This is a genomic window from Roseateles asaccharophilus (assembly GCF_004362405.1).
In the GTDB taxonomy this organism is placed as follows: domain Bacteria; phylum Pseudomonadota; class Gammaproteobacteria; order Burkholderiales; family Burkholderiaceae_C; genus Kinneretia; species Kinneretia asaccharophila.
This window is the reverse complement of record NZ_SNXE01000001.1, coordinates 549,590-575,755: the sequence shown is the minus strand read 5'-3', so window position 1 is coordinate 575,755 and position 26,166 is coordinate 549,590. Positions and strand designations below refer to the sequence as shown.

23 protein-coding genes are annotated in these 26,166 nt (G+C 70.1%); 6 read left to right on the top strand and 17 right to left on the bottom strand.

Annotation, left to right across the window (positions count from 1 at the left end; genetic code table 11):
- Positions 1 to 73: 73 nt before the first annotated feature.
- From DFR39_RS02570 to DFR39_RS02560, 3 genes are all read right to left on the bottom strand, one after another.
- Complete coding sequence (locus DFR39_RS02570) at positions 74 to 1,087, bottom strand: sulfate ABC transporter substrate-binding protein (protein ID WP_133601958.1); 1,014 nt, start codon at positions 1,085 to 1,087, stop codon at positions 74 to 76.
- 92 nt (positions 1,088 to 1,179) lie between these two features.
- Complete coding sequence (locus DFR39_RS02565; protein ID WP_133601957.1) at positions 1,180 to 3,963, bottom strand: PAS domain-containing hybrid sensor histidine kinase/response regulator; 2,784 nt, start codon at positions 3,961 to 3,963, stop codon at positions 1,180 to 1,182.
- 24 nt (positions 3,964 to 3,987) lie between these two features.
- Positions 3,988 to 5,235, bottom strand: coding sequence for a YfiM family lipoprotein (locus DFR39_RS02560; protein WP_133601956.1), 1,248 nt, complete (start codon positions 5,233 to 5,235; stop codon positions 3,988 to 3,990).
- An 87-nt stretch (positions 5,236 to 5,322) separates the two neighbouring features.
- Between DFR39_RS02560 and DFR39_RS02555 the strand changes: the two genes are divergently transcribed.
- Both DFR39_RS02555 and DFR39_RS02550 read left to right on the top strand, forming a co-directional pair.
- Complete coding sequence (locus DFR39_RS02555) at positions 5,323 to 6,651, top strand: APC family permease (RefSeq protein WP_133601955.1); 1,329 nt, start codon at positions 5,323 to 5,325, stop codon at positions 6,649 to 6,651.
- 185 nt (positions 6,652 to 6,836) lie between these two features.
- Entirely contained in the window at positions 6,837 to 7,643 is an 807-nt protein-coding gene (locus DFR39_RS02550; RefSeq protein WP_133601954.1) for a hypothetical protein, read from the top strand.
- A gap of 66 nt (positions 7,644 to 7,709) precedes the next feature.
- On the opposite strand, the gene DFR39_RS02545 is transcribed toward DFR39_RS02550, so the two are convergent.
- Together DFR39_RS02545 and DFR39_RS02540 are read right to left on the bottom strand one after the other, a co-directional pair.
- Positions 7,710 to 8,588 carry a LysR family transcriptional regulator gene (locus DFR39_RS02545; RefSeq protein WP_133601953.1) on the bottom strand — a complete coding sequence of 293 codons (879 nt, stop codon included), beginning with the start codon at positions 8,586 to 8,588 and terminating at the stop codon, positions 7,710 to 7,712.
- Positions 8,585 to 9,586, bottom strand: coding sequence for an MBL fold metallo-hydrolase (locus DFR39_RS02540; RefSeq protein WP_162849387.1), 1,002 nt, complete (start codon positions 9,584 to 9,586; stop codon positions 8,585 to 8,587). Before DFR39_RS02540 ends, DFR39_RS02545 begins: the two co-directional genes overlap by 4 nt.
- 99 nt (positions 9,587 to 9,685) lie before the next feature.
- Here DFR39_RS02540 and DFR39_RS02535 point away from each other — a divergent pair, with 99 nt between their 5' ends.
- Positions 9,686 to 12,514: a DEAD/DEAH box helicase gene (locus DFR39_RS02535; protein ID WP_246030651.1), complete on the top strand. Its 2,829-nt coding sequence runs from the start codon at positions 9,686 to 9,688 to the stop codon at positions 12,512 to 12,514.
- An 83-nt stretch (positions 12,515 to 12,597) separates the two neighbouring features.
- Here DFR39_RS02535 and DFR39_RS19775 read toward each other — a convergent pair whose 3' ends face one another.
- Complete coding sequence (locus tag DFR39_RS19775) at positions 12,598 to 12,762, bottom strand: hypothetical protein (RefSeq protein ID WP_162849386.1); 165 nt, start codon at positions 12,760 to 12,762, stop codon at positions 12,598 to 12,600.
- Positions 12,763 to 12,887: 125 nt separating this feature from the next.
- On the opposite strand from DFR39_RS19775, the gene DFR39_RS02530 reads away from it, so the two are divergent.
- Positions 12,888 to 13,244 (top strand): thioredoxin family protein, encoded by a 357-nt coding sequence (locus DFR39_RS02530; RefSeq protein ID WP_133601951.1) that lies wholly within the window; start codon positions 12,888 to 12,890, stop codon positions 13,242 to 13,244.
- Between the two features lie 40 nt (positions 13,245 to 13,284).
- On the top strand, positions 13,285 to 14,667 hold the full coding sequence (locus DFR39_RS02525; RefSeq protein ID WP_133601950.1) for a leucyl aminopeptidase family protein: 1,383 nt from the start codon (positions 13,285 to 13,287) through the stop codon (positions 14,665 to 14,667).
- Positions 14,668 to 14,671: 4 nt separating this feature from the next.
- On the opposite strand, the gene DFR39_RS02520 is transcribed toward DFR39_RS02525, so the two are convergent.
- The 4 genes from DFR39_RS02520 to DFR39_RS02505 are packed head-to-tail and all read right to left on the bottom strand — an operon-like array spanning position 14,672 to position 18,686.
- On the bottom strand, positions 14,672 to 16,336 hold the full coding sequence (locus DFR39_RS02520; protein ID WP_419789832.1) for a GMC family oxidoreductase: 1,665 nt from the start codon (positions 16,334 to 16,336) through the stop codon (positions 14,672 to 14,674).
- 7 nt (positions 16,337 to 16,343) lie between these two features.
- Positions 16,344 to 16,985, bottom strand: coding sequence for a MarC family protein (locus DFR39_RS02515; protein WP_133601948.1), 642 nt, complete (start codon positions 16,983 to 16,985; stop codon positions 16,344 to 16,346).
- A 4-nt stretch (positions 16,986 to 16,989) separates the two neighbouring features.
- On the bottom strand, positions 16,990 to 17,772 hold the full coding sequence (locus DFR39_RS02510) for a helical backbone metal receptor (protein WP_133601947.1): 783 nt from the start codon (positions 17,770 to 17,772) through the stop codon (positions 16,990 to 16,992).
- Positions 17,769 to 18,686: a hypothetical protein gene (locus DFR39_RS02505; RefSeq protein ID WP_133601946.1), complete on the bottom strand. Its 918-nt coding sequence runs from the start codon at positions 18,684 to 18,686 to the stop codon at positions 17,769 to 17,771. Before DFR39_RS02505 ends, DFR39_RS02510 begins: the two co-directional genes overlap by 4 nt.
- Positions 18,687 to 18,939: 253 nt before the next feature.
- Here DFR39_RS02505 and DFR39_RS02500 point away from each other — a divergent pair, with 253 nt between their 5' ends.
- Complete coding sequence (locus DFR39_RS02500) at positions 18,940 to 19,401, top strand: RNA recognition motif domain-containing protein (protein WP_133601945.1); 462 nt, start codon at positions 18,940 to 18,942, stop codon at positions 19,399 to 19,401.
- 78 nt (positions 19,402 to 19,479) lie between these two features.
- Here DFR39_RS02500 and DFR39_RS20350 read toward each other — a convergent pair whose 3' ends face one another.
- From DFR39_RS20350 to DFR39_RS02465, 7 genes are all read right to left on the bottom strand, one after another.
- The gene (locus tag DFR39_RS20350) at positions 19,480 to 21,840 is read right to left on the bottom strand and encodes a carbohydrate binding family 9 domain-containing protein (protein WP_133601944.1); all 2,361 of its coding nucleotides are present in this window, start codon (positions 21,838 to 21,840) and stop codon (positions 19,480 to 19,482) included.
- A 184-nt stretch (positions 21,841 to 22,024) separates the two neighbouring features.
- Complete coding sequence (locus tag DFR39_RS02490; protein ID WP_133601943.1) at positions 22,025 to 22,816, bottom strand: SDR family oxidoreductase; 792 nt, start codon at positions 22,814 to 22,816, stop codon at positions 22,025 to 22,027.
- Positions 22,813 to 23,490, bottom strand: coding sequence for an LPS export ABC transporter periplasmic protein LptC (lptC, locus tag DFR39_RS02485; protein WP_133601942.1), 678 nt, complete (start codon positions 23,488 to 23,490; stop codon positions 22,813 to 22,815). Before lptC ends, DFR39_RS02490 begins: the two co-directional genes overlap by 4 nt.
- Complete coding sequence (locus DFR39_RS02480; RefSeq protein WP_133601941.1) at positions 23,490 to 24,077, bottom strand: KdsC family phosphatase; 588 nt, start codon at positions 24,075 to 24,077, stop codon at positions 23,490 to 23,492. Before DFR39_RS02480 ends, lptC begins: the two co-directional genes overlap by 1 nt.
- The gene (locus DFR39_RS02475; RefSeq protein ID WP_133601940.1) at positions 24,077 to 25,066 is read right to left on the bottom strand and encodes a KpsF/GutQ family sugar-phosphate isomerase; all 990 of its coding nucleotides are present in this window, start codon (positions 25,064 to 25,066) and stop codon (positions 24,077 to 24,079) included. The genes DFR39_RS02480 and DFR39_RS02475 overlap by 1 nt, the downstream gene beginning before the upstream one ends.
- Before the next feature lie 63 nt (positions 25,067 to 25,129).
- The gene (locus DFR39_RS02470; protein ID WP_133601939.1) at positions 25,130 to 25,372 is read right to left on the bottom strand and encodes a hypothetical protein; all 243 of its coding nucleotides are present in this window, start codon (positions 25,370 to 25,372) and stop codon (positions 25,130 to 25,132) included.
- Between the two features lie 127 nt (positions 25,373 to 25,499).
- Complete coding sequence (locus tag DFR39_RS02465; RefSeq protein WP_133601938.1) at positions 25,500 to 26,165, bottom strand: MORN repeat-containing protein; 666 nt, start codon at positions 26,163 to 26,165, stop codon at positions 25,500 to 25,502.
- Position 26,166 lies beyond the last annotated feature (1 nt).

Genomic DNA, 26,166 nt, shown 5'->3' with positions numbered 1-26,166 from the left:
CAGGGGCGGACGGACCAGGGAGCGATCATGACACGCCCCCCTGCGCCCCGACCGGCGCCCCGACCTGCACTCTTTAGCGACCCGGCGCGTAGATCTGGTCGAAGACGCCGCCATCATCGAAATGGGTCTTCTGCGCGGTGCGCCAGCCGCCGAAGACCTCGTCGATCGTGATCAGCTGGGTGCGCGCGAACTGCTTGCTGTACTTGGCGGCAATCTTGGCGTCGCGGGGGCGGTAGTAGTGACGGCCGGCGATTTCCTGCCCCTCCGGGCTGTACAGATACTCCAGATAGGCCTGGGCCTGCTTGCGCGTGCCGCGCTTGTCCACCACCTTGTCCACCACGGCCACCGGCGGCTCGGCCAGGATGGAGAGGCTGGGCGTGACGATCTCGAACTTGTCCGGGCCCAGCTCCTTGACGGCCAGATAGGCCTCGTTCTCCCAGGAGATCAGCACATCGCCGATGCCGCGCTCGGTGAAGGTGGTCAGGGAGCCGCGGGCGCCCGAGTCCAGCACCTTGGTGTTCTGGTAGATGCGCTTGACGAAGGCCTTGGCCGAGTCGGCATTGCCACCGGGCTGCTTGAGCGCATAGGCCCAGGCCGCCAGATAGTTCCAGCGCGCACCGCCCGAGGTCTTGGGATTGGGGGTGATCACCTCCACACCGCTGCGCGCCAGATCGGGCCAGTTGTTGATGGCCTTGGGATTGCCCTTGCGCACCAGGAACACAATGGTCGAGGTGTAGGGGGCGGCGTTGTGGGGCAGGCGTTTTTGCCAGTCGGCCGGGATCAGCTTGGCCTTGTCATGCAAGGCGTCAATGTCATAGGCCAGGGCCAGGGTCACCACATCAGCCTCCAGGCCATCGATCACCGAGCGTGCCTGCTTGCCCGAGCCGCCGTGCGACTGCTTGACGTTGATTGTCTCGCCCGTCTTGGCCTTCCAATGCTTGGCAAATGCCGCATTGAAGTCCTGGTAGAGCTCGCGGGTGGGGTCGTAGGAAACATTGAGCAGGGTGGTCTGGGCCTGGACGGCCAGGGTGCTCGCGCCCAGTGCCAGGGCCAGCAGGGCGCGACGCAGCAGGGAAGTGGCTTGCATATTCACAGGGTTCTCGGTGCGATGTTCGGAAGCGGGTGGACATCACTCTAGGGATGCCGCCCGCCGCGCGGAACCAAGAACTTCTGCTTTGCTTATTCGCGCCGCGCAGACTGCCAGCTCGGCAGCTCGTCCAGCAGGGCCAGCAGATGCCCCACATCCAGCGGCTTGGTCAGGTAGTCGTCAAAGCCGGCCGCCCGCCCCCGCGCCACATCCTCGGGCTTGGCATTGGCGCTGAGGGCCACCACACGCAGATCCGCGGTCAGCGGGTCGGCACGCAAATGCGCCAGCACCTGATAGCCATCCATGCCGGGCAGGTTGATGTCCAGCAAGATCAGGGCGGGCCGGCGATCGCGGGCCAGGGCCAGGCCCTGGGCAGGCTCCAGGGCCTTGAGCAGCTGCACCTCGGGCCTCAGGGCCACGATGCTCTCGATCAGCAGCAGATTGGCCGGGTTGTCCTCGATGCAGAGCAGCTGCTGGATGCCGGCGCGGGGCTGAGCGGGGGCCGGCCCCTTCATCAGCGCCGGCAGGGGCCGGGCCTGGGGTTCGGGCGCCAGGGGCAGCTCGATCCAGAACTCGCTGCCCGCGCCGGGGCGGCTGTCCACGCCCACCCGCCCTTCCATCAGCTCCACCAGGCGCTTGACGATGGCCAGGCCTATGCCTGTGCCCTCGATGGCGGCCTGATCGGCATCCAGACGCTCAAAAGGCACGAACAGCCGAGCCTGCTGCTCGGGGCTCAGGCCGCGCCCCTGGTCGCACACGCTCAGGCGCAGGCGAGGCGCCGATCCCTCGCGCAGCAGGGCCGCGCGCAGCCCCACCTCGCCCTGGCTGCGGTTGTACTTGATGGCGTTGGACAGCAGATTCAGCAGCACCTGCTTGAGCCGCACCGGGTCGGCCCAGACCTGCGCCTGGGGCAGGTCCTCGGGCCCGGGCAGGCGGACGGAGCGCACCCGCGCCTGCGGGCGCAGCAGGGACAGACAGTCCTGCAGCACGGGCGCCAGGGCCACGGACTCGGGCTGCACGCTGAACATGCCGGATTCGATGCGCGCCAGATCCAGCACCTCGTTGATCAGGTGCAGCAGATGCTGTCCCGCCTTGAGGATCTCGTTCACATAGTCGTCGCCGCTGGGCTCGCGGGCCTGCATGGCCATGAGCTGGCCAAAGCCCAGGATGGCATTGAGCGGAGTGCGCAGCTCATGACTCATGCGCGAGAGGAACTCGCTCTTGGCCGCATTGGCCCGCTCCGCCTCCTGCTTGGCACGCAAGAGTTCGGCGGTGCGCTGCTGCACGCGCTGCTCCAGCTCCTCGTTGAGCTGCAAGAGCCGCGCCTCGGCCTGCTTGCGCTCACTGATGTCGGTGATGGAGCCGCGCACCAGGCGCTGGCCGCTGGCCGGCAGGCGCACCAGGCGGACCTCACAGGGCACCGGCTCGCCGTCGGCGCGCAGATGCACCCACTCGAACACCGGCTGACCGCCATCCAAGGCCTGCAGCATCCAGCCCATGGCAGCCAGATCGCTGGGTCGGCCATCGGGTTGCTGCGCGGGGCTCAGCTCGGCGGGGCTCAGGCGCAGCAGGGTTTCGCGTCCGTGACCGAACAGACGCAGCGCTCTCTCGTTGACCTCGACAAAGCGGCCGATATCGAGATCGAACACCACGATGGCCTCGGGCGCCAGCTCGATCTGCAGGCGAAAGCGGGCCTCGCTCTCGGCCAGGGCCTGGGCGGCGCGGCGGCGCTCCGTCACATCCAGGGTGGTGCCGAACATGCGCAGGGGCTTGCCACTGGCATCGAAACGGACCTCGCCCACCTCCTCCAGAATGCGTTCGCCATCGGGCCGCTGCACGCGGAACTCGGCGTGGTAGTAGCCGTCGCGCCCCTGGGCCAGCAACATGGCCAGTTGGGCCTCGACCTGCTCGAAGTCCTCGGGATGAACCAGCTGTTGGAACAGGGCCTTGCTGGGCTGCACCGAGCCCGGTGCGAAGCCGAAGAGCCGGTACTCCTCATCCGACCAGCTGGCCTCGCCCGTCTGCAGGTCGATATTCCAGTTGCCCTGGTGGGCCAGGGCCTGGGCCTCGGCCAGCTGCTGCTCGCTGCGCGACAGCTGCTCCAGGGCGCGTCGCTTGTCGCTGACATCGCGCAGCACCACCAGCAGGCAGGGCCCCTCGGCCAGATGAACCAGGCTGGGGCTGACATCGGCGTGGAACACCTCGCCGTCGGCGCGCTGGAAACTCAGCTCCTGCACCGGCGCCACATCACCACGCTGCAGCAGGGCCATCAGCTTGCGCAGCCGCCCCAGCGATTCCGGCGCCAGCAGCTGGTCCGGTGCGAGCAGCAGCAGCTGCTCCTCGGCATAGCCCAGCATGCGGCAGCAGGCGGGATTGGCCATCAGCAGCCGCCCCGCCGCCAGGTCCGCCAGCATGATGCCCTCCAGCGCCTTGTCGTAGATGACGCGCAGCTTGGCCTCGCTGTCGCGCAGGCGGCGCTCCAGACGCTGCTGCTCATCCACATCCCAGAAGCTGCCGCAGATGCCCACCACCCGGCCGGCGGCATCGAAGAGGGGGGTCTTGACCGTGTGCACCAGGGCGTCGCGCCCATCGCCCCGATGCAGCTCCTCGAAGCTCGCGGGCAGGCCACTGGCCATGACGCCCAAATCATCGGCGCGGTACTTGTCGGCCAGCTCGCCGGGGTGGAGATCCTGGTCTCGTCGGCCCAGGATCTGCTCCCGCGCCATTCCCTTGGAGGCGGCATAACGGCGGTTGACCGCCACATAGACCCCTTCAGCGTTCTTGATGAAGACGCTGTAGGGGTAGTGCTCCACCAGGGCCGCATAGCGGGCCAGGGTGTCGTGCGGGGGAAGGTCGTCGCGCAGGGCCGGGGTCACATGCCGCAGTATGCGAGGCCGGCCTCAGGGCAACAAGGGGGCCAGAAGGGGGGAGGCATCCAGCCGCGTCTCGATGCTCTGCTGCATGGCCTGGTAGGCCGGACTGCCGATCTCGCCATAGCGCTGGCGGAATTCGGCGGCACTCAGATACTCCGGCAGGTCGGACACATCGGGCAGCAGGGCCGACTCGGCCACACCGGACGCCAGGCGCTGCTGCAGGCGCTGGGGCTGCTGCACCGCCAGCAGGCCCAGGCGGCTGCCGGCACGGTCGGCCGCGATGTCATTGAAGCTGAAGCCGCTGCCATCGCGGCTGTCGGCAATCTCCTTGTAAAGCCCGATCGCATCGGCCAGCGGGCCGCCGGCATGGGCCGACAGCGCGGCCGAGATCAGCCAATGCATGGGAAAGTCCGGCCGGCCGTGCAGGCTGAACTCCACAACGGGCCGCGGCCAGCTGCGCGCCGCGGGCAGCAGGGTGCCCAGGCCGCGGCCGCTGGCCTGGGCCGCCAGCACCAGGAGCAGGGCCCGGTTTTCGGCCGTCGCATCCCCCGTGGCGCTGCGTTCGGCGGCCAGGGCAAACAAGGGGGGCAAGACCTGGCTCAGGGACACCGGTCCCCGCCACTGGCGCGACAGGCGATGCAAGGCCTGGTGATAGGCCTGCAGCCGGGCCTGCTCCGCCGCGGGCATCAGGCTGTCCAGCAGGCGGCGATAGCTGTCATGGCGCCATTCATAGACCAGCTGCAGCTGCCCGGGGCGCACACTCACATGGCGCAGGAGCTGGCGGGCCAGGCGCAGTTCCTCGTTCATGGCCAGGCGGGTGAGCAACTGCTCGCGCAGCCAGGCCGCCAGCCCATCGGGCACAGGCAGAGCGCCCAGACGCAGATCGCGCAGGGCGGGCAGGCCGGCGTCCTCCTCCAGGCGGGCCCGGACATTGAGCCAGAAGGGGCCGCCCAGGGCCCAGCTGGCCTCCAGTTCCGCCGCCCCGGCCGTCAGACGCGCCTGGGCCGCGGCCTGCGGATGGCGGCTGGACAGATAGGCCAGCAGCAGGCCCAGCTCCTGTTCGCTCACCCTGAGGGTTCCCAGACTCCCGGGCGCCAGCTGGCGCGGGTCATTGCGGCGCAGAAAATGCTTGGCCTGTTCCACATCGGCCGGCGAAATGGCGGCCGGCGGCGGCGGGACCAGGGGTCGGGTCTGCACACCCAAGCCCACAGCCACGAACAGGGCCAGCACCAGCACAAGCAGGGTCCAGCCCAGGTATTTCAAGAAGCTTCTCATCGGCCGGCCAGTCTGCCAGCTTTGTCCGACAGTCTGGCGAATGGGAGCCAAGTAGGCGCCAAGTTCCAGCGGTTAGCATCGCCGCCCATGTCCAAAACCGCCCTGCCCCAGCCCCAGCTTGATGTGCGGCATGCCGTGTCCGTCTGCGTCGGCATGGTGATAGGCGCTGGCATCTTCAAGACCTCGCCGATGGTGGCCGGCGCGCTGGCCAGCGATACCCAGCTCTACCTGGCCTGGGCCTTCGGCGGCCTGCTGTCCCTGGTGGGGGCGCTGTGCTTTGCCGAGATGGCAGCGGCCTTTCCCGATGCCGGCGGCGACTATCACTTCCTGCGCCGCGCCTATGGCCAGCGCCTCGGGTTTCTCTTCGCCTGGTCGCGCTTCGCGGTCATCCACACCGGCTCGATGGCCCTGCTGGCCTTTGTGTTCGGCGACTATCTGGCCCAGGCCATCGACCTCAGCCCCTGGCTCGGCCCCTATGCCAACGCGGTGCTGGCGGCCGGCCTGATCCTGCTGCTGACCGCGCTGAACCTGGCCGGCGTGCGCGTGGGCCTGGGCACCCAGCTGGGCCTGATGAGTGTGGTGCTGGGCGGGCTGGCACTGCTGGGCGGGGCCGGCGTGTCGCTGGGCGACATGCCGCCGCAAACACCGCTGAGCACGGCCGGCGCCACGCCCGACTGGGGCACGGCCATGATCTTCGTCTTCCTGGCCTACGGCGGCTGGAGCGATGCGGCCACCCTGTCGGCCGAGATGCGCGATGCCAAGCACGGCATCGCCCGCGCCCTGCTGATCGGCCTGGCCCTGGTGATGGGTCTGTACCTGCTGGCCAACTGGGCCTATCTGCAGGGCCTGGGCCTGGCCGGCCTGGCCGCCAGCGAAGCGCCGGCCGCCGACCTGATGCGCGCGGCCTTCGGGCGCGGCGGCGAGTTGTTGATCGTGGGCATCGTCACCCTGACCGCGCTGTCGGTGATGAACGCCATCCTGATCGCCGGGCCGCGCACCACCTATGCCGCGGCGCGGGATCTAGCGCGCGAGCTCCACCTCGGCAAATGGAACGCCAAGCGCGGCACGCCGACCGCCGCCGTGCTGGCCACCAGCGGCGTGGCCCTGGCCCTGGTGGGCTTCGGCGCGGCCACGCGCGGCGGCTTCTCGACCATGGTCGATTACCTGTCGCCGGTCTACTGGTTCTTCTTGTGCCTCAGCGGTGCCGCCGTCATCGTGCTGCGCCGGCGTGAGCCGGATGCGCCGCGACCCTTCAAGGTGCCGCTGTACCCGCTGCTGCCGCTGCTCTTCGTGGGCTGCTGCGCCTATTTGCTCTATGCGAGCCTCGTGTATGTGAAGGCGGGGGCGCTGGTGGGGGTGGCGGTGCTGGGGGGGGGGGCGATGCTGTTGTGGCCCATGACGAGGAAGGGCCGCTAGGGCGTGGGTGATGCCTGGCCGGCGGCTGCACTGGGAATGTGTGGCAGGTCGAGGCTGTGCGCAGCCGATCAAGCCACGGCCATCCAAGGGCAGCTATCGACCCGGAGAGATCTTTGATGAGCCCGAATACACCTTCACTGTCACCGACAAATAGGTCGCCACGCCCAACTCAGCAGGAAGCATTGATGCAGCTTATCTTCAGCTCCCGGACTCGCCGCAAGAGCTCCTCGTCAGGGCAAGCCCAGTTTCAACAGCACCGGCACATGGGGGGCTTGGTGCTGGCGGTGGCGTTCGCACTGCTGGGTTGCCGGCCCAGTGCCGAGGAAGAAGCCAAGACGGCTGCGCGCTTGAAGGCTGAGGCGCAGCGGCAGGAGGAGCTTTGCCGTGATCGGGCCGACTGTGGCGAGAAGCCGCCGGCGGAGCTCAAGGTTGACTACAAAAAACACGCCCTTCGCAAGTGGAACAACCATTGGTTCTTGGTGCCCAGGGACTACAACGCGGCTCAAGGCATGGGCTTTCTGTGGCCCCTTGAGAGGGCTCGCCTCAAGGGGCCGTCCGGGTATGACCCCAATGTGTGGGCGATTGAACTGCATATCCGTTCCCACGACATCCCACCAGAGCCTCGTGGCTACGTGCGCATCCGGCTTGCCGAGCGAGAAGGGCGCGTCAGCAACAGAGTGACGCTGCGGCCCGGCCTGGATCGCCTGCGGTACCGATATGTGGATGACGAAACGGGCAAGCCTTCGCTTTCACCGAACGCGGTGTTCACTGAGTATGTCGCCACCGATAGGAGCGACCCCGAAGGTCAGCCACCGGTGTTGCGGTGCAAGACCAATGCTGCGGACCCAAAGCAGGCCGGAGGCGGCGGTGGCTTCATGTGGCGGGATGGCATTTACGTCGGAGTCTTGATTCGCGCCGGAAACATCTGCGAGGACTGGCCCGCGATTTACGACGAAGTGATCCGAGTTCTTCAAATGACTGAGAAGGTTTGAACGTGTTTCTGAGCGCTCAAACGATGAGTTGGCGTCAGAGGTAGAGTCGGGGCGACGGTCTGCGGCTCAGGCCGCGCGGCTGAGCGCCGGCCCGCCCCAGGCGCGGGCGACTTCCAGCACCCTGGGCAGCAAGCCCTCAGCGCTGCCGGCATGGGCCAGTCCGATCTCGCGCCGCTGGCCCTGCAGGGCCGCCACGTCCTGGCGCAGCACCAGACCCGGCGGCAGGGGCCCCAGGGGGCGCGGCGCAATGCTCAGGCCCACGCCCGCGGCCACCAGGGCCAGAGCCCATTCCTCGCTGTGCACCTGGGCGCAGACCCGCGGCCGCAGCGCGGCCAGGGCCTCGCGCCAGTCGGCCACTCGCTCGCAATGGCAGCGTTCCACAAAGGGCTGGCCCACAAGATCCGAGGGCTGCAGCCGGGGCTGCCGGGCCAGGGGATGGTCGGCCGGCAAGAGCAGCACATAGTCTTCTTGCCACAGGGGCTCGAAGGCGCCCAGCCCCGCCGGTGCGCAGCCGCGCGCGCCCAGCCAGACCTCCGGGGTGTCGCCATCCTCGGGCGCCAGCAGGCGCAGCTCCAGATGGGCGATGCCCTCGCGCAGCGCGGCCAGCAGCTGGCCGCACAGGGCCGGGCTCAGCGAGGCCTGCAGGCCCAGGCTCAGGCGCGGCCGCGTCTCGGCGGGCCGGAAGGCCGCCGCCATGGCCTGGGCATCGGCCAGCAGACGCTGGGCCATGGGGTAGAGGCGCTGGGCCGCCGGCGTGGGCGCCAGGCCGCGCTGCTGGCGCACAAAGAGCCGCTGGCCCAGCTCGGCCTCCAGCTGGGCGATGGCGGCCGAGATGGCCGGCTGGGACACATGGCAGCGCCGCGCCGCGGCCAGGGCGCTGCGGGCCTCGTAGGCAGCGGCGAAGTAGCGCAGATTGCGCAGGTTCAGGGCGGGACTCGGGCTCATGGGCGGGTGGGCGCCGTCAGCCGGGGCAGGCGCGGCAGCAGGGTTTCGTCATGGGCGGGCACGATCTGCAAGCCCGGATGCGCGCGCATCAGGCGGTGCAGCTGCACCAGGGTGGCCTGGTTGCGGGCCTCGTCGTGATCCAGATGCAGGAGATGCCGGGCCAGCCAGCTGCGGTCGGCCGGGCGGGCAATGCCTTCCAGGGTCCAGCTCACATCGCCGCTGAAGAGATAGCGCGCGCCCGAGGGCAGGGTCAGAAACAGGCCGATCTGGCCGGCCGTGTGACCGTCCAGGGGCACCAGAACCGCCGAGCCATCGCCGAACAGGTCCTGGTGGGCCGGGAATCCGAGATAGGGCCCGCCCTCGAAGCGCAGCTCGCGCCAGGCCTGATGCCCCTGGAACTGGCTGCGCAGAAAGTAGGGCGCCGCGCCGGCCTCGGCCTCGGCACGTTCGGCCGCCGGCACCCACAGGGGCAGACCGGGAAAGTCGGGCAGTCCGCTGACATGGTCCCAATGCAGATGGGAAACCAGGGCAAAGTCGGGCCGCGGCGCCCCGATGGCCGCCAGCTGAGCGGCGGCCGGCCGTACCGGCCCGTAGCCGAAGACCAGACGGTGGAAGAGATGGTTGACGGCGAACTGCTGGTCCACCCCGGCCCCCAGGCCCAGGTCGAAGAGGAAGCTGGCCCGCGGGTGGCGCACCCACACGGCCATATGCACGGGCTGGCGCAGGCGCAGCCAGCTGCCACCACCCAGGATCAGGGCCTCCAGCGTGCCGCGGGACTGCGAGGTCTCGATCACCCGGAAGTCCAGGCCCGCCGGGGGCCGGGCGGGCGGCAGCTGCGCCGGGATCTCGGGCAGGCCGGCCGCGACGGCAATGGCCTGGGCATCCAGGGGCCGGTCCAGCCAGGCCAGGCTCAGACCCAGCAGCAGCAGCAGCAGCAGCAGGGCGAACAGCACAGCCAGACGGCGGCGCCAGGGGCGCTTGGAGAGGGTTTCTTGCATGGCCGCCACGATAGGCCGGCGCCTGTCATCAGTGAAGTCGTATTTTCTTAGATGAGTGCAAAGTTCAGCTGATAGCAGCAGCAAGGACAATGCGCCCCCATGTCCGCCACGCCACCCGCCCTCCCGACCCGGCTCTGGCCGCCGGAGGCCGAGGCCCTGCCCCGGCTCTTCAGCGCCGCGCGCCTGCGCCGCGGCCGGGCCCTGCAGGCCGAGCTGCGCGAGGTCCGGGCCGACGGGGAAGGCGCCAGCGCCCGCCTGGGCTCGCACGAGCTGGTGCTGCAGGGCGTGGCCGACGCCCAGGGCCAGCCGCGTTACAGCGCCCTGTGCAGCTGCAAGACGCGCGAGTTCTGCGAGCATGCCGCCGCCCTGATGCTGCGCCTGGTGGAGGAGGCCGATGCGCCGCGCCGCGAGGCCCTGCTGCAGACCTGGGTCCAGGCCCTGCGCCGGCGCGCCAGCCGCGCGGAGCTGCAGGCCCTGCCGCGCCTGCCCGAGGCCGATGCCGCCCGGCTGATGGATCTGCTGGTGCATCAGGAAGAGGCCGCCCGGCCGGAGCCGGAGCCACCGCCCGAGCCTGCGCCCCCGGCCGAGCCCGCGGGGGAGAGCGGGCGCTTTCGCCCCCGCCTGATCCTGCAGACCCTGGGCCGCGGCGAGGGCCTGCTGGGCCTGGCGCCGCGCGGCCCCATCGGCCCGCGCGGCGAGCAGGTCAGCGTGGCCCAGGTGGACTGGACCTACCAGCTGGCCGATGGCGAGCTGCTCAGCCTGCCCGCGCCGCGCCGCCTGCTCAACAGCCGCCCGGCCGCCCGGCTCAACCTGGGCGCCCGCTGGCTGCAGCGCGATCTGGCGGCCGAGGCCGAGGCCCGCGACCAGCTCTGGGCCACCGAGCTCATCCCCCTGGAGCCCGAGCTGCTGCAGTGGCGCAGCCCCCTGGCGGCGCGCGGCCACGAGCAGCTCTGGACCCTGGCCCAGGAAGACTTCTTTGCCGACTTCTTTCTGGAGCAACTGCCGCGCCTGCGCGAGCAGGGCTGGCTGGTTGAGGTGCGGCCGGGCTTTGCCCACCGGCCCCAGCCCGCCACGGCCTGGACCCTGGACATCCAGCCTCTGGGCCTGGCGCGGCGCCAGGGCTCCTGGCTGCTGAGCCTGGGCGTGGAGGTGGACGGCGAGAACCTGGACCTGGCTCCCCTGCTGGCCGATCTGCTGCGCCGCGACGCGCGCTGGAGCAGCCGGGCCGAGCTGGCCCGCATCCCGGACGAGGCCCTGATCCCCTTGCGCGCCCCGGGCGGGCGCCGGGTGCTGGCGCCGGCCGAGCTGCTCAAGAGCATTCTGGGCGCCCTGGTCGATCTGCTGGACCGGCGCGAGGCCCTGGAGGGCGGCCCCCTGCCGCTCTCGGACTGGGACGGCCTGCGCCTGGCCACCCTGGACCCGCGGCGCTGGCAGTTCCGCGGCGAGGGCGAGCTGCGCCGCCTGGCCGAGCGTCTGCTGGCGGCCGGCAGCCCGCCGCCGGTGGACCCGCCCGCCGGCCTGGGTCTGGCCCTGCGCCCCTACCAGCGGCACGGCCTGGCCTGGCTGCAATACCTGCGCGCCCAGGGCCTGGGCGGCATCCTGGCCGACGAGATGGGCCTGGGCAAGACGGCCCAGACCCTGGCCCATCTGCTGCTCGAAAAAGAGGCAGGCCGCCTGGACCGACCGGCCCTGGTGGTGCTGCCCACCTCCCTGCTCTTCAACTGGCAGGCCGAGGCTGCGCGCGTGACACCCGGTTTGCGGGTACTCACCTTGCACGGCGCCGAGCGCCATGCGGACCTGGGCCGGCTGGGCGAGTTCGATCTGGTGCTCACCAGCTATGCCCTGGTCTGGCGCGACCAGCAAGCCCTGGAGGCCCAGCCCTGGCATCTGCTGATCCTGGACGAGGCCCAGTGGGTGAAGAACGCCGCCGGCCGGGCCGCCCAGGCCCTGCGCCGCCTGCGCGCCCGCCACCGCCTGGCGCTGACCGGCACGCCGCTGGAAAACCATCTGGGCGAGCTCTGGGCCCAGTTCGACTTCCTGATGCCCGGCTTTCTGGGCGATGAGCGCGGCTTCCAGCGCCAGTGGCGCAAGCCCATCGAGGAGGGCGGCGAGACGCTGCGCGCCGAGCTGCTGGCGCGCCGGGTGCGGCCCTTCATCCTGCGCCGGCGCAAAAGCGAGGTGGCGAGCGAGCTGCCGCCGCTGAGCGAGGCCCTGCGCCGCGTGAGCCTGGAGGGCCGGCAGCGCGAGCTCTATGAGAGCGTGCGCGTGGCGGCCGATATCCAGGTGCGGCGTGCCCTGGCCAAGCAGGGTCTGGGCGCGGCCCAGATCACGGTGCTGGACGCCCTGCTCAAGCTGCGCCAGGTCTGCTGCGACCCGCGCCTGCTGGCCGGCAGCCCGCCCGAGGCCGGCAGCGCCAAGCTGGACCTGCTGATGGCCATGCTGCCCGAGCTGCTGGCCGAGGGGCGGCGGGTGCTGGTGTTCTCGCAGTTCACCCGCCTGCTGGATCTGGTGGGCGCAGCGTTGACGGAACGCGGCCTGGGCTTCGAGACCCTCAGCGGCCAGGTATCGGCGGCGCGACGCGCCGAGATCGTGGCCCGCTTCCAGGCCGAGGAGCAGCCCCTGCTGCTGATGAGCCTGAAGGCCGGCGGCGTGGGCCTGAACCTCACCGCGGCCGACACCGTGATCCATCTGGACCCCTGGTGGAACCCGGCCGTGCAGGCCCAGGCCAGCGCACGGGCGCACCGCATCGGCCAGAACAAGCCGGTGCTGGTCTACAAGCTGGTGGTGGAAGGCAGCATCGAGGAGCGGATGCTGGAGCTGCAGCAGCGCAAGGAGGCGCTGGCGCAAGGCCTGCTGGGCAGCGACCCGGCCGAGGCGGCCAAGTTCAGCGAGGCGGATCTGCGGGTTTTGCTGGCGCCGCTGGCTTGATTTGAGGCACCAGTATGGTGCCCAAGTCGCCCGCCGGTCCCCCAGGGGGACCGCCTGCGTACCCGCAGGCGAGGGGCGTCAATTCAGCGCTTGCGGTCAAACCGCAGCGCGCGGGCCAGGCTGCGGCGGTCGCAACCCAGGCTGGCGGTCTCGAAAGCCTCGTGCTTGCGGCCCTTGTTGTCGCAGTGCCACTCAGGCAGGGGCAGGCGACGGGGTTGCGGTTCGGTACGGAATTGGCTTTTCATCATGGCTTTACTGCCCCAACATGGTGCCCAACGGGGCTACCGTGCCTCCCTAACGCCGGTCCGCAATGGACGGTTGACAGCGGGGTGCAACAAATCGTCGGGCCGGATTTCTCGCTACAGTCGGCGCCATGTCCAGCCCTGCCACCCCCGCCCCCCTGCTCGTGGCCTGCCTGTGCGCCGCCTGGTGCCGGGTCTGCGAGGGCTATCACGAGGTCTTTGCCCAGCTGCGCGAGCAGCATCCGGACTGGCGCTTCCTCTGGGTGGACATCGAGGACGACGCCGAGCTGGTGGACGATCTGGAGGTGGAAACCTTCCCCACCCTGCTGGTGGGCCGCGGCGCCGAGCTGCTCTTCCTGGGCCCGGTGACGCCCGAGCTGGCCACGGTGCAGCGCCTGCTGGCGGCGCTCGAGACCGCAGCGGCCCAGACCCAGGCGAGCCCCGCTGGCCGTGCGCTACTCGCCCGTTTGCGACAGAGCTGCTGCTGAGACAATCCCCGGCTGTTCATTCCCCACCAGGACAGCTGCCATGACGGTTCAATTCAAGAACAAGACGCCGGCCGCCGCGATCGCCATTACCGTGGTCGACCGCGCCGCCTTCCAGGCCCTCAGCGCCTCCTTGCCCGCCCCGACCCGACAGTGGCTGGCCACCGTCGGCTTCAGCGGTGCGCCCGACACCCAGGCCCTGGTGCCCGGCCCGGACGGCAAGCTGGCCCAGGTCTTTGCCGGCGTGTCCGGCGCCAACGCGCCCTTCGCCCTGGCCCATCTGCCCCTGGCCCTGCCGGCCGGCAGCTACTGGCTGGACGCCAGCGCCGGTCTCAGCGTGGACGCCGAGGCCGCGGCCCTGTCCTGGGAACTGGGCGGCTACCAGTTCGATCTCTACAAGAAGGCCAAGCGCGAGCCCGCCACCCTGGTGATGGCCGACAGCCCCGAGGCCCAGCGCGGTCTGGCCCTGGCCACGGCCATCACGGCCACGCGCGATCTGGTCAACACCCCGGCCGAGCATATGGGCCCCGAGGAGCTGGCCAAGGCCGCCCAGCTGCTGGCCAAGCAGCATGGCGCCAAGTTCAGCCAGATCGTGGGCGATGCCCTGCTCAAGAAGAACTTCCCGGCCGTGCACGCCGTGGGCCGCGCCGCCGCGCGTGCACCGCGCCTAATCGAGCTGAACTGGGGCAACCCCAAGCATCCGCGCATCGCCATCGTGGGCAAGGGCGTGTGCTTTGACACCGGCGGCCTGAACATCAAGGGCGGCGAGGGCATGCGCCAGATGAAGAAGGACATGGGCGGTGCCGCCAATGCCCTGGGCCTGGCCACCCTGATCATGGCGCTCAAGCTGCCGGTGCGACTGCAGCTGCTGATTCCGGCGGTGGAGAACGCGATCTCGGGCAATGCCTACCGCCCCGGCGATATCGTGCCCACCCGCAAGGGCCTCAATATCGAGATCGGCAACACCGATGCCGAGGGCCGCGTGGTGCTCAGCGACGCCCTGGCCTATGCCAGCGAAGGCAAGCCGGAGCTGATCATCGACCTGGCCACCCTCACCGGCGCCGCCCGCGTGGCCCTGGGTGCCCAGCTGCCCGCCCTGTTCAGCAAGCATTTCGACACCGCGCGCGATCTGGTGGACCTGGGCCTGAAGCTGGACGACCCGCTGTGGCACATGCCGCTGTGGGCGCCCTACAAGGGCGGCATCGAGAGCACGATCGGCGACATCGTCAACACCGGCAAGAGTGCCCTGGCCGGCGCCATCAACGCGGCCCTGTTCCTCGAGTACTTCGTGCCCGAGAACCAGGACTGGCTGCACATCGACCTCTTCGCCTGGAACGACGGCGCTCGCCCGGGCCGCCCCGTGGGCGGCGAGGCGCAGACCATCCGCACCCTGCTGGCCTATCTGGAGCAGCGCTTCACGGCCTAAGCGCTCAGGTGCCGCCGAGCACCCACTCGGCGGCCTTCTCGGCAATCATCAGCGTCGGCGAATTGGTGTTGCCGCTGGTGATGCTGGGCATCACGCTGGCATCCACCACGCGCAGGCCCGCCACGCCGCGCACGCGCAGGCGGCTGTCCACCACGGCCATCGCGTCCTCGGCGCGGCCCATCTTGCAGGTGCCCACGGGGTGGAAGATGGTGGTGGCGATATCGCCCGCCAGGCGGGCCAGCTCCTCGTCGCTCTGGTACTGCGGACCCGGCTTGTATTCCTCGGGCCGGTAGGCGGCCAGGGCCGGCTGGGCCACGATGCGCCGAGTCAGGCGCAGGCTCTCGGCCGCGATGCGCCGGTCGTCCTCGGTGCTCAGGTAGTTGGGTGCGATCGCCGGAGCGTCCGCCGCATCCGCCGAGCGTATGCTCACCGTGCCGCGGCTGGTGGGATTGAGATTGCAGACGCTGGCCGTGAAGGCCGGGAAGCCGTGCAGGGGCTCGCCGAAGGCATCCAGCGAGAGCGGCTGCACGTGGTACTGCAGATCGGGCCAGGTCTTGTCCGGCGAGCTCTTGGCGAAGGCGCCCAGCTGCGAAGGCGCCATGCTCATGGGCCCGCTGCGGCGCAGCAGGTACTCCAGGCCGATGGCGGCCTTGCCCCAGAGGCTGTTGGCCAGGGTGTTCAGGGTCTTGGCGCCCTGCACCTTGAAGACCGCGCGGATCTGCAGATGGTCCTGCAGATTGGCGCCCACGCCGGGCAGGTCCTGCTGCACCTCGATGCCCAGGCCCTGCAGCAGAGCCGCCGGCCCCAGGCCCGAGAGCTGCAGGATCTGCGGGGAGCCGATGGCGCCCGCGGCCAGCAGCAGCTCGCCGCCGGGCTTGAGCCGCACCGTTTCCAGGCCCTTGGGCGTGCCCACCTCGGCGCCGCGGCAATGCAGGGCACCGTCCTCGCGCTCCAGCAGCAGGCGCCGCACCTGGGCGCCGGTCCAGAGCTCGAAATTGGAGCGCCCCAGGCACAGCGGGCGCAGAAAGGCCTTGGCCGTGTTCCAGCGCCAGCCCTTGCGCTGGTTGACCTCGAAATAGCCCACGCCCTCGTTGTTGCCGCCATTGAAGTCTTCGCTGGCCGGGATGCCGGCTTGCTGGGCGGCCTGGGCAAAGGCGTCCAGGATGTCCCAGCGCAGGCGCTGCTTCTCCACCCGCCACTCGCCGCCATGGCCGTGGCGGGCGCGAAAGTCTTCCGACACCGGTGCCGCCCCGGGATCCAGGCGCCAATGGTTCTCGTGCTTCTTGAAGTAGGGCAAGACCTGGCCCCAGCGCCAGCTCTCATCGCCGCAGGCCTGGGCCCAGGCCTCGTAGTCGCGCGACTGGCCGCGCATATAGATCATGCCGTTGATGCTGGAGCAGCCGCCCAGCACCTTGCCGCGCGGGTAGCGCAGGCGGCGCCCGTTCAGGCCCGCGGCGGCCTCGGTCTGGTAGAGCCAGTCGGTGCGCGGATTGCCGATGCAGTGCAGATAGCCGACCGGGATATGGATCCAGTGGTAGTCATCCACCCCGCCGGCCTCCAGCAGCAGCACGCGCCGGCGCGGGTCGGCCGAGAGGCGGTTGGCCAGCAGGCAGCCGGCCGTGCCGGCGCCCACGATGATGGTGTCGAACAGCGCGGCGTCCTGGCTCACAGACACCTCAGCGCGCCAGATGCGAGGCCAGCACCGGGAAGAGCTTGGTCAGGCCGTCGGCCAGCAGTTCCACCGCCAGGGCGGCCAGGATCAGACCCATCAGCCGGGTCATGATGTTGATGCCCGTCTGGCCCAGCACGCGGGCGATGCGGCCCGAGGCACTGAACACCGCGAAAGTCACCAGGCCCACCACTACGCCATAGCCCACCAGGGCGGCTTGCTCCCACCAATGGCGGGTCTTCTCTGCGTAGATCACCATGGTGGAGATGGTGGCCGGACCGGTGAGCAGGGGAATGGTGAGCGGCACCACGGCGATGCTGGCGCCGGCATCCACCTTGCTGGCGCCCTCCTGCACGTCCTCCTGCCGGGATTCGGCCGGCTGGGCGTTGAGCATCTGGATGGCACTGATCAGCAGCAGGGTGCCCCCGCCCACCTGGAAGCTGGGCAGGGAGATGTTGAAGAACTCGATCACCTTGAGGCCGGCCACCGCGCTGACCGCCACCACGATGAAGGCGGTGAAGGCACTGACGCGTATGGTGTGCTGGCGCTGCTGGCGCGAGAAGTTCTGCGTGAAGTGGATGAAGAAGGGGATGACCCCGATCGGATTGACGATCGCCAGCAGGGCGATCAGGGGCTTGAACAATTCCATGAACTCATTGTGAGTGCTGGGCCAGGCCTCGCAAATAGGCCAGACCCTGGGCCGCGCGCGGGCCGTACCAGCTCAGCAGCTCGCCATCCACCAGCTGCACCCGGGCCTGCGGGCACAGGGCCTGGGCAATCGGCAGGTGTTCGGCCTCGAAGCGGTAGGGCTCCGAGCTCAGCAGCACGCGCTCTACCCGCGCCAGCCAGGGCTCATCACCACGCAGCACCGGGTAGCGGGCCGCGCCGGACTCGCCGCCCAGCACATCGGGCCAGCTGAGCCAGCCCACGCGTGCGAGCATGCGGGCGATATAGGTGTCGCGCGCCACCGTCATCCAGGGCTCGCGCCAGATCAGGTAGAGCACCGCCTCGCCCGGCCAGGCCTGGGCGGCGCAGCGCGCCAGCTCGGCCCGCAGGGCTTCAGCCAGGGCCGCGGCGCGCTCGGCCACACCCTCAAGGGCACCGAAGGCCACGCGCATTTGCTCCAGCAGCGCCAGGTTGTCGGCCGGGCCCTGCGGGTGCGTGACGATGATGTGGGGCACGAACTCGCGCAGGGCCTGCACGGTCTCCAGCCGGTTCTCGTCCACATTGACGATCACATGGCTGGGCGCCAGGCGGCGCAGCTTGTCCAGGTTCACATCCTTGGTGCCGCCCACCTTGGGAATGGCGGCCATGGTCTGGGCCGGGTGGATGCAAAAGCCGGTGCGCGCCACCATGAAGGGCGCCAGGCCCAGGGCCGCCAGCAGCTCGCTGATTGAGGGAACCAGGCAGGCGATGCGCGGGGAGGCCGGGCTCATGACGGGTCCGATGCCTGCAGATCGCGCAGCACCAGATAGACGGCACAGCAGCCCCGCAGATACACCAGGCCCGGCAGCACCAGGGCCAGTGCCGCCACCACCCCCCCGCCGGCCATGGCCGCCTGGCTCATGGGCGTCTCGGGCAGCGGCGCACCGCTGGCGCCCAGGCTGCGCAGACCGTAGCCCAGGAGTGCGGCCATCAGCTGCTGGGGCTGCAGATCGATGTCCGCCCCCCAGATGGCCAGCAGGGCCAGAACCCGCCCCCCGGTCAACACCACAAAGCTCACGGCCGCGCTGGCCAGCGCGGTCAGCAGCAAGACGGCCGCCATCAGCACCAGCGCCTCCGGCAGGCGCTCACGCGCCTGGCGGCGCAGCAGGGCCAGGGTGTCCCGCACGCCCTGGCCGGACCAGATGGCCGGACCGGTGAGCGGCCCCACCAGCAAGGCCACCAGCAGGGCCGCCATGCCCAGCAAGAGCACGCCCACGGGCACGGTGAGCGTGAACAAGGCCTGGCCGATGGCCGGCAGGCGTGCCGCCCAGAGCAGGCCAGTCAAGGCGGCCACCAGCAGTCCCAGCAGGATCAGCACCGCCAGCACACAGAGCAGCACCCGGTGTGCCTGCCCCAGGGCATCACGGAAGGCATCGCGCACATCGCGCACCGGGCGCCCCTGGCTCTGATCCATGAGCAGCAGGCCGGTGGTGTTGACCCCGTAAAAGGCGACAAGCAGTGCGAGCGCCGCCCAGGCCATGCCCCAGCCGCTCTCCTGCCGCGCCAGGGCCGCCTCGGCCGAGGCCAGCAAGAGGCCGGTCAGACACAGGGTGCTGAGCAGGGCATAGAGGGCGGGCCCGTTGCGGGCCGCATCCAGACTGGCGAGAACCCGGTTGAGGGCCTGAAGCGTCAATGATTGGGACATGGTGTGCGAGGCAGGGGGAGGCCATGATAGCCAGCCCCGGGCGGGCGAACTTTTGCCCGCTTTGCGGCAAGAAACCGCGTTTTACGGGTTTTCTCGCGGAACCGAAAAACAACAGTTGCCCGGTGCGCTGTGCGCATCGACGAAGCGCACACCGCATAATGGGTCGGCCTGTGTCTGGACGCCACGCCGTCGATTGAATGTTCACGATGGGTTGAAGCTCGACATGGTTTTTAGGTATTGAAAGGGCTTCCCCATGGGAAACAAGCTTTATGTGGGCAATCTGGCCTACACCGTGCGTGACGAGTCTCTGCAAGAGGCGTTCTCGCAATTCGGCACCGTGACCTCCGCAAAGGTCATGATGGACCGCGAAACCGGCCGTTCCAAGGGCTTCGGCTTCGTGGAAATGGCTTCGGATGCCGAAGCGCAATCCGCCATCAACGGCATGAACGGCCAGCCTCTGGAAGGCCGCGCCATCGTCGTGAACGTGGCACGTCCCCGTGAAGAGCGTCCGGGCGGCTTCGGCGGCGGCGGCAGCCGTGGCGGCTTCGGCGGCGGTGGTGGCGGCGGCTACGGCGGTGGCCGTTCCGGCGGCGGCGGCTTCGGCGGCGGTGGCCGTTCGGGCGGCGGCGGCTTCGGCGGCGGCGGCGGTGGTGGCTACGGCGGCGGCCGCTCCGGCGGTGGTGGCTACGGCGGTGGCAACCGCGGCGGCTACTGAGCCCTCCAGCTCCACAAGCAAGAAGGCGCCCTCGGGCGCCTTTTTTCATGGCCGCTGAATGACGCGGCCCCCTCTCGCTCACTCGTAGCCCAGCACCGCCTTGGCGAAGAGCTCGGTCTGCCACTGCTGTCGCTGCCAGTCGCGCGAGCGCGCCAGGCCCAGGCTGAAGACCCGGTTCAGGCCCTGGCGGTGCTGGGCCACCAGGGAAACCTGGCGTTGGCGCTCCCGTGCGCCCTCCAGGGCCGGCTCGGCCAGGGGCTCGGCACGGCGCCTGAAGTGGCTGTTCTGACCGATCAGGCGCAGCGAGTCGCGTGGGCTGAGGTGCAGCACGGCCAGGCTTTGCAGGGCCAGGTCGCGGAAGGCGCGGCGCGCTTCGGGCCCGCGCACAAAGCCCTGTTCGGCGCGCTGCTCGAACTCCAGCCAGGCGCCGCGCGGCAGCTCGGTGCGCAGCTTGGCCTCCAGCAGCAACCAGGCGCCGCGGCCGGTGCGATCGGCCTCCACGTCCAGGCGGCGGCCCCACTCCAGCTCGGCCGCCAGCCAGGTGAGCCAGGGCGCGGGATTGCTGCCCGTGCCCAGGCTGAGGGTGCGCAGCGCATGCAGGCGGCCGCCGCTGCGGGCGCGCTGCGCGTCCAGGCCCAGATGGCCCCAGAACTCGCTGTTGCGCGCCGAGGTGAACCAGAAGCCCGGCTGCACCCGGCGCTCCAGCAGCTCGCCGCCGGACACGCCGTGGCGGGGGTCGCTGAGGGTCTGGGTCTGCAGCAGCTTGAGCTGCAGCTCGGACTCATAGACCGGCAAGCCCGCCAGCAGGCCACCGCCCAGGCGCCGGTGCGTCTGCAGCAGCAGTCGCTGCACGCCGGACTGGGGCACGAAGCCGTTGTCATGCGCGAAGCGGGCGCTGATGCGCTCGTAGTAGGCGAGATTGTTCCAGTCCTCGTTGCGGCGCTGCCAGCTCAGCCAGAGGTGCTGGCCCGGCTCGGCGGCCTGGGCCTGGGCCTGGGGGCGATCGTCCTGCGCGGCATCGAAGCCCACGCTGGTGCTTGAAAGCAGGAGCTGGCCGCGCAGCAGATCGCTGCCGCTGGCATGCCAGCTGGCCTCCAGGCCCAGCACGCGGTTGCTGCGCCCGGCGCCATAGTCGCGCTGCGAGAGTAAGCCGCCCAGGGACCAGGGCCCCTGGTGCCAGCGCCCGCGCGCAAAGCTGACCGTTGAGCCGGCCGGCTGGCGATAGGACTCGGTGCCATAGGCATGGGCGCGCAGCAGCTCGCCGCCGCCGGCATCGCGCAGCTGCATCAGCGTGGCCTGGGCATCGCTGCCGCGCCAGGTGGCGCGCAGCCCCCAGTCGGGGTCGGTGATGGCGCGGGAGTAGAAGGCGGCGAGCGAGCGCAGGGAGCCGCTGTCGTCCAGCTCGGCCGAGCCGGCGATATCGGTGCTCTCCAGGAAGAAGGGCCGCTTCTCGGGCACCGAGAGCGCAAAGCGCGTGTTGCCGGCCAGCTGGGGCGTGTCCAGCTCCACCTGGGAGAAATCGGGGTTGAGCGTGGCGTCCAGCACCCAGTCGGCGCGCGGGCGCCACTTGATCTCGGCGCCCAGGGTCAGGTCTTGCTCGCGCTGCCGCCCCGCGGGGTCGCGGCTGCGGCTGGCACGCGCGGTGAGCTCGGGGCGCAGGTTCAGAAAGCTGCGCTCGCGCACCGTCTCCACCAGATCGCCCAGGCCCTCCAGGGGCTGGAGCTCGGCGATGAAGTTCAGGGCCTCGCGCGTGAGCGGGGCGCTGACCAGCAGATGGCTGGCCTCGCGCGGCACGCTGCGCGTGACCATCAGGCGCCAGGGGCGTGTGCCGCAGTCGGCCTGGGGCGGCGCGCCGGCAGGGCAGTTGGCGTCCGGGTAGCGCAGGGCCGCCAGGGGCCAGCGCAGCTCCACGCTATAGCCATCGTCCAGGCGCCGGGTGGCGGCCTGCACCTCGAAATCGGGGGCGAAGTCCTCCACATCGTCCTCGGCGGTGAATACGCCGTCGGCCAGCACGCCCGCGGCATTGATACGCACGAACTGGGCCGAGCGGCGCAGGCCCACCGGGTCCAGCAGCACGGCCACGAAGTCCTGGTCGCGCCGGACCTGGTCGCGGCGCGTCAGCGGCGCGCGGATACGCTCGGGCGCGTCGTCATGGGCGCGGATGCCAAAGACCAGGGCATCGCCCTGCACCAGCACCTGCACCGTGGTGCGCCAGGGCGGACGCTGGCCGTCCTCGGGCAGAAAGGTATGGAAGGCCTCATGCACGGGCGCGCGGGCCCAGGCGGGCTCGTCCAGCGCGCCATCGATGCGCAGGCTGGCCGCCTCGGCCGCGGGCAGGCGCAGGGCCTGGGGATTATTGGAAGCGGCGGCGGGCAGGCTGGCGGCCAGGCACAGCAGGGCGCCCAGGGCCAGCGGGTTCAGTCGCTGTTTCATCATCATGGTCTCGGGGGCGCAGCCATGGGGCGGCGCCGCAGCTCGTCACGGGCAGGCCGCGCTAGGCTGTGGGCGGGCCGGGGTGGCAGAGGTCGCGTGAGCGCCCCTAGCAGGGGTGGAGAACCTTGAGCATGGTGAGGGCCTTGTTCGGGCGGGCAAGCGTGCGCAGTGTAAGCCCGCGCGACCCGCTTCAGCCGCCCGCGCGGTGCTTGCGCGGGCGCCCGGCCAGCAGCTTGTCGAACAGGGCGTTGGGTAGCAGGCGCAGCAGCTTGGCCACCACGCCCATCTGCCAGGGGATGACGCGGTAGCTGGCCCCGGCCGTGATGGCCTCGAAGGCGCGATCGGCAAAGCCGGCCGGCTGCATCAGAAAGGGCATGCTGTAGCGGTTTTGGCGCGTCAGCGGGGTGTCGATATAGCCGGGACAGATGGTCACGACCTTGACGCCGGAGGGCCGGCACTCGCCGCGCAGGCTCTCGCAGTAGCTGATCACGGCGGCCTTGCTGGAGCAGTAGGCTGCATGGCCGGGCAGGCCGCGGATGCCGGCCACGCTGGCAATGCCCACCAGGGCGCCGCTGCCGCGCGCGTTCATGGCGGCGATGAAGGGCTGGAAGGTGGCGGCCAGGCCGAGATTGTTGGTCTCGTAGATGCTGCGCATGACTTCCAGGTCCTCAAAGACCGCGCTGTCGATGCCGATGCTGATGCCGGCATTGGCGATCACCACATCGGGCAGGCCCTGGGCCGCCAGACAGGCGCGGCCGGCGCCGGTGATGGAGGCGATGTCGCGCACATCGGCGCCGTAGACGGCCCAGCGGCCGGCGTCCAGGCCCTGCTCGCGGGCCCAGGCCTGCAGCTCGGCCTCGCGCCGCGCCACCAGGGCCAGGCGGTAGCCGGCCCGGTAGTAGCGCAGGGCCAGGGCCTGGCCGATGCCGCTGGAGGCGCCGGTGATGAAGACCAGGGGGGCGGCGGAAACGAGAGCACTCATGGGCGGGGGCTTCGGGGGGCTATACGCGCGTGGCTGCGGCCGCCGAAGCTCAGGCGTCCGTCCAGGTGGTTGTACTCAAAGCTGCGTGCCTGGATGTCGCCGCCGGCATAGCGCAGCCGGGTGGGCAGATGGGAGCGCAGCAGCTCGCGGTTGAGAAAGGCGTGCAGGAACTCGCCGTCCATGCGCAGGCGCGGCTGGTCGGCCAGCACGCCGTCCTTGCCGGCCTCGTAGCGCTCCACGCTCACATCCCCCATGAGCTGCAGCTCGCTGCCATCGCCATTGCCCACCGCGCGCTTGGCGGTCGCCAGGGTCAGGCTGCCATCCGGCCCGGTGGCGCTCAGGCGCACCTGGTCAATCTCGATGGTGTCGGTATCGGGGTAGTGGCGCATCTCGGCACCCTCGATGCGAAAGCGCAGCTGGCCCTGGGCATCAAAGCGCTGCAGCTCAAAGCCCTCCATGCGGTAGTCGGGCACATGGCGGGGCGGCACCGGCTCCATGGGCCCGTCCGGCGCGGGCGTGTTCTTGACCAGCCACCAAGTGCCTGCGGCCAGCAGGGCCATCAGCAGCAGGGGCAGGTAGTTGGACAAGAGCAGCTGCAGGCGCCACAGCCAGGACTGGCCCACGCGGGGCCGGACCGCTTGCGAACCGCTGGGGGGCGGCGCCAGGGTGGCCATCAGGGCTGGCCCCCATCCAGGGTGGACAGATGGCCGTTGAGCAGATCACCATAGCGACCGGCCGCCATCAGCAGCAGATCGCAGCATTCGCGCGCGGCGCCATGGCCGCCGGGGGCGGCGGTCACATGGTGGGCCACGGCCTTGACCTCGGCATGGGCCTGGGCCGGGGCGCAGGCAAAGCCGGCGCGCAGCATCAGGGGCAGATCGGGCCAGTCGTCGCCCATGGCGGCCACCTGATCCCAGGCCAGGCCCAGGCGGTCCAGCAGGGGCTGGGCCACGGCCAGCTTGTCCTTGGCGCCATAGACGGCGTGCTTGAGGCCCAGATCCGCCACGCGGCGGCGCACGGCCGGCGAGTCACGGCCGGTGATCACGATGGGCGTGATGCCGCCCTGGTCCAGCAGCTTGAGGCCATGGCCGTCCAGGGTGGAGAAGGCCTTGAAGCCCTCGCCCTGCTCGCCGATGTAGATGCGGCCATCGGTCAGCACGCCGTCCACATCGAAGATGGCGGCCTTGAGCCCCAGTCCGGGGCCCTGGGCCTTGAGCAGAAGTTCGGGGGCGAAGCGCAGGGCGGGTGTCAGGCTGTGCATCAGATGACCTTGGCTTGCATCAGATCGTTGATGCTGATCGCGCCTATCAGGCGCTGCGCCTCGTCGGCCACCAGCACCAGGGTGATGCGGGCGGATTCCATCAGGTCGGCCGCGTCCACGGCCAGGGCCTCGGCGGCGACGGTGCGGGGGTTCTTGGAGGCCACATCGGCGGCCGTGAGCGCGCGCAGATCGCTGCCACGCTCCACCAGGCGGCGCAGATCGCCATCGGTGAAGATGCCCAGCACGCGCTGCTGGGCGTCCACCACCACGGCCGCGCCCAGGCCCTTGGCGGACATCACGCGCATCATGTCGGTGAAGGGCGTCTCGGGCGCCACGGTGGGCAGAGCCTCGCCGCTGCGCATCAGGTCGCGCACATGGGTGAGCAGCTTGCGGCCCAAGGCGCCACCGGGGTGGGAGCGGGCAAAGTCCTCGGGCTTGAAGCCGCGTGCATCCAGCAGAGCCACGGCCAGGGCGTCGCCCAGAGCCATCTGGGCCGTGGTGCTGGCCGTGGGCGCCAGGTTCAGGGGGCAGGCCTCCTGGCCCACCTGGCTGTCCAGCACGATATCGGCATGGCGGGCCAGGCTGGACTCGGCGCGGCCGGTCATCGCAATGATGCTCACGCCCAGGCGCTTGAGCACGGGCAGGATGGCGTTGAGCTCGTCGCTCTCGCCGGAATTGGACAGGGCCAGCACCACATCCTTGCCCGTGACCATGCCCAGATCGCCGTGGCTGGCCTCGGCCGGATGCACAAAGAGCGCGGGCGTGCCGGTGGAGGCCAGGGTGGCGGCGATCTTGCGCCCTACATGGCCGCTCTTGCCCATGCCCATCACGGCCACGCGGCCCTGGCAGGCCAGCACGGTCTGCACCGCACGCACAAAAGACTCACCCAGACGCGGCGCCATGGCACTGATGCCGGCGGCCTCGATCTCCAGGGTCTGGCGGCCCATGCGCAGGGCGAGGGCGGCGTCAAAGGCGGGAACTGCGCTCATAGGCCGGCAGTGTAGCGGCGTCGTACCCGGCAATGACCCCGCCGCGACAGCGCAGCCGCCGGCTCAGTTGATCCCCTGGCTCTTGGCCTCGATCAGCTCGGCCATGACGCGCAGCGCCTTAGCGACCTGCATCTGACGCTCGCTGCGGCCTTGAATGACGTGGTGGGTCACCGCGAGACCCGATCCATGCAGGCCGTTGAACACGAAGAGGCCCACCATATCGGCCTCAGCCTTGTTCAGGATGTCGCGGCTGTAGTCGTCGTAGAGCGATCCGCTCTGACCTGCAGCCTCCCTCTTCTTGCCCATGATTCGATTCCCCCTGGCTGTCGTGGCTTCGATATCCGGCAAGGCATCGGGACCTTGGACGCCTGACGCCGGTTGAAAGCCTCATTTCAGCAAGAGGGCGTGCCGGAATCTGGCAGCAGGGCTGCCCTCAGACCCCGTAGTTGAAGTCAAAGCGCTGCTCGAAGACATGGTCGCCCGGGCACTCATAGCGCTCTCGTAGCGCCAGCTGGACCGCAGTCACCAAGGTCCGTTGGACTTCCCGCGGAATCTCTTTCTCCAGTGCGCGCACTTCTATGCTCACCACCCGACCGCCCTTCACGACCGCCAGCGCGCGATAGGCTGCGCGCCCCTTCCAGTCCAGCGCAGGGACATCGGGCTTGCCCATACGCGTGCAGACTTCCTCGGCCTTGCCGGTGATGTCCGGTCGGCTGGCGGGCTTGACTTCGCGGCGCTCGCCACTGGCCGAGACAAGCTGGGTCGACCCACGCGACTTGCCATCGACAAATTCACTCTCAAGCAAGGAGCCATTGGCCAGGAGCAGGGCACCCTTGCCCTGACGCACCCCCCCTACCAGCGTTCCAACAAAGGCCAGAGCCGGCGCGCCCCGGGCAGACACCCATTGCTGCGTGCCCTCGCCCTCGGCCAGGTTGTTCACGCAGCCGCCGGTCCAAGTCACTGTGGCGCCGGGCTGACCTACGAGTGCATGCTTGCAGCCCTTGTCATCGGTCACCCAGGAGTCCTGGGCCTGAGCCCCGCCGATGCACAGCATCAGCAAGGCCGCGAGCGCGCCGCGCCCCTGTGTTCGAAACTGCATA

Excerpts from the sequence above, each read along its gene's own strand:
- DFR39_RS02470 (WP_133601939.1), bottom strand. The coding sequence starts at position 25,372 with ATGGGCAAGAAGAGGGAGGCTGCAGGTCAGAGCGGATCGCTCTACGAC.
- DFR39_RS02550 (WP_133601954.1), top strand. The coding sequence starts at position 6,837 with ATGCAGCTTATCTTCAGCTCCCGGACTCGCCGCAAGAGCTCCTCGTCA.
- DFR39_RS02535 (WP_246030651.1), top strand. The coding sequence starts at position 9,686 with ATGTCCGCCACGCCACCCGCCCTCCCGACCCGGCTCTGGCCGCCGGAG.
- DFR39_RS02480 (WP_133601941.1), bottom strand. The coding sequence starts at position 24,077 with ATGCACAGCCTGACACCCGCCCTGCGCTTCGCCCCCGAACTTCTGCTC.
- DFR39_RS02530 (WP_133601951.1), top strand. The coding sequence starts at position 12,888 with ATGTCCAGCCCTGCCACCCCCGCCCCCCTGCTCGTGGCCTGCCTGTGC.
- DFR39_RS02560 (WP_133601956.1), bottom strand. The coding sequence starts at position 5,235 with ATGAGAAGCTTCTTGAAATACCTGGGCTGGACCCTGCTTGTGCTGGTG.
- DFR39_RS02545 (WP_133601953.1), bottom strand. The coding sequence starts at position 8,588 with ATGAGCCCGAGTCCCGCCCTGAACCTGCGCAATCTGCGCTACTTCGCC.
- DFR39_RS02505 (WP_133601946.1), bottom strand. The coding sequence starts at position 18,686 with ATGTCCCAATCATTGACGCTTCAGGCCCTCAACCGGGTTCTCGCCAGT.
- DFR39_RS02490 (WP_133601943.1), bottom strand. The coding sequence starts at position 22,816 with ATGAGTGCTCTCGTTTCCGCCGCCCCCCTGGTCTTCATCACCGGCGCC.
- DFR39_RS02475 (WP_133601940.1), bottom strand. The coding sequence starts at position 25,066 with ATGAGCGCAGTTCCCGCCTTTGACGCCGCCCTCGCCCTGCGCATGGGC.
- DFR39_RS02555 (WP_133601955.1), top strand. The coding sequence starts at position 5,323 with ATGTCCAAAACCGCCCTGCCCCAGCCCCAGCTTGATGTGCGGCATGCC.
- DFR39_RS02465 (WP_133601938.1), bottom strand. The coding sequence starts at position 26,165 with ATGCAGTTTCGAACACAGGGGCGCGGCGCGCTCGCGGCCTTGCTGATG.
- DFR39_RS02540 (WP_162849387.1), bottom strand. The coding sequence starts at position 9,586 with ATGCAAGAAACCCTCTCCAAGCGCCCCTGGCGCCGCCGTCTGGCTGTG.
- lptC (WP_133601942.1), bottom strand. The coding sequence starts at position 23,490 with ATGGCCACCCTGGCGCCGCCCCCCAGCGGTTCGCAAGCGGTCCGGCCC.
- DFR39_RS02570 (WP_133601958.1), bottom strand. The coding sequence starts at position 1,087 with ATGCAAGCCACTTCCCTGCTGCGTCGCGCCCTGCTGGCCCTGGCACTG.
- DFR39_RS02500 (WP_133601945.1), top strand. The coding sequence starts at position 18,940 with ATGGGAAACAAGCTTTATGTGGGCAATCTGGCCTACACCGTGCGTGAC.
- DFR39_RS19775 (WP_162849386.1), bottom strand. The coding sequence starts at position 12,762 with ATGATGAAAAGCCAATTCCGTACCGAACCGCAACCCCGTCGCCTGCCC.
- DFR39_RS02515 (WP_133601948.1), bottom strand. The coding sequence starts at position 16,985 with ATGGAATTGTTCAAGCCCCTGATCGCCCTGCTGGCGATCGTCAATCCG.
- DFR39_RS20350 (WP_133601944.1), bottom strand. The coding sequence starts at position 21,840 with ATGATGATGAAACAGCGACTGAACCCGCTGGCCCTGGGCGCCCTGCTG.
- DFR39_RS02510 (WP_133601947.1), bottom strand. The coding sequence starts at position 17,772 with ATGAGCCCGGCCTCCCCGCGCATCGCCTGCCTGGTTCCCTCAATCAGC.
- DFR39_RS02525 (WP_133601950.1), top strand. The coding sequence starts at position 13,285 with ATGACGGTTCAATTCAAGAACAAGACGCCGGCCGCCGCGATCGCCATT.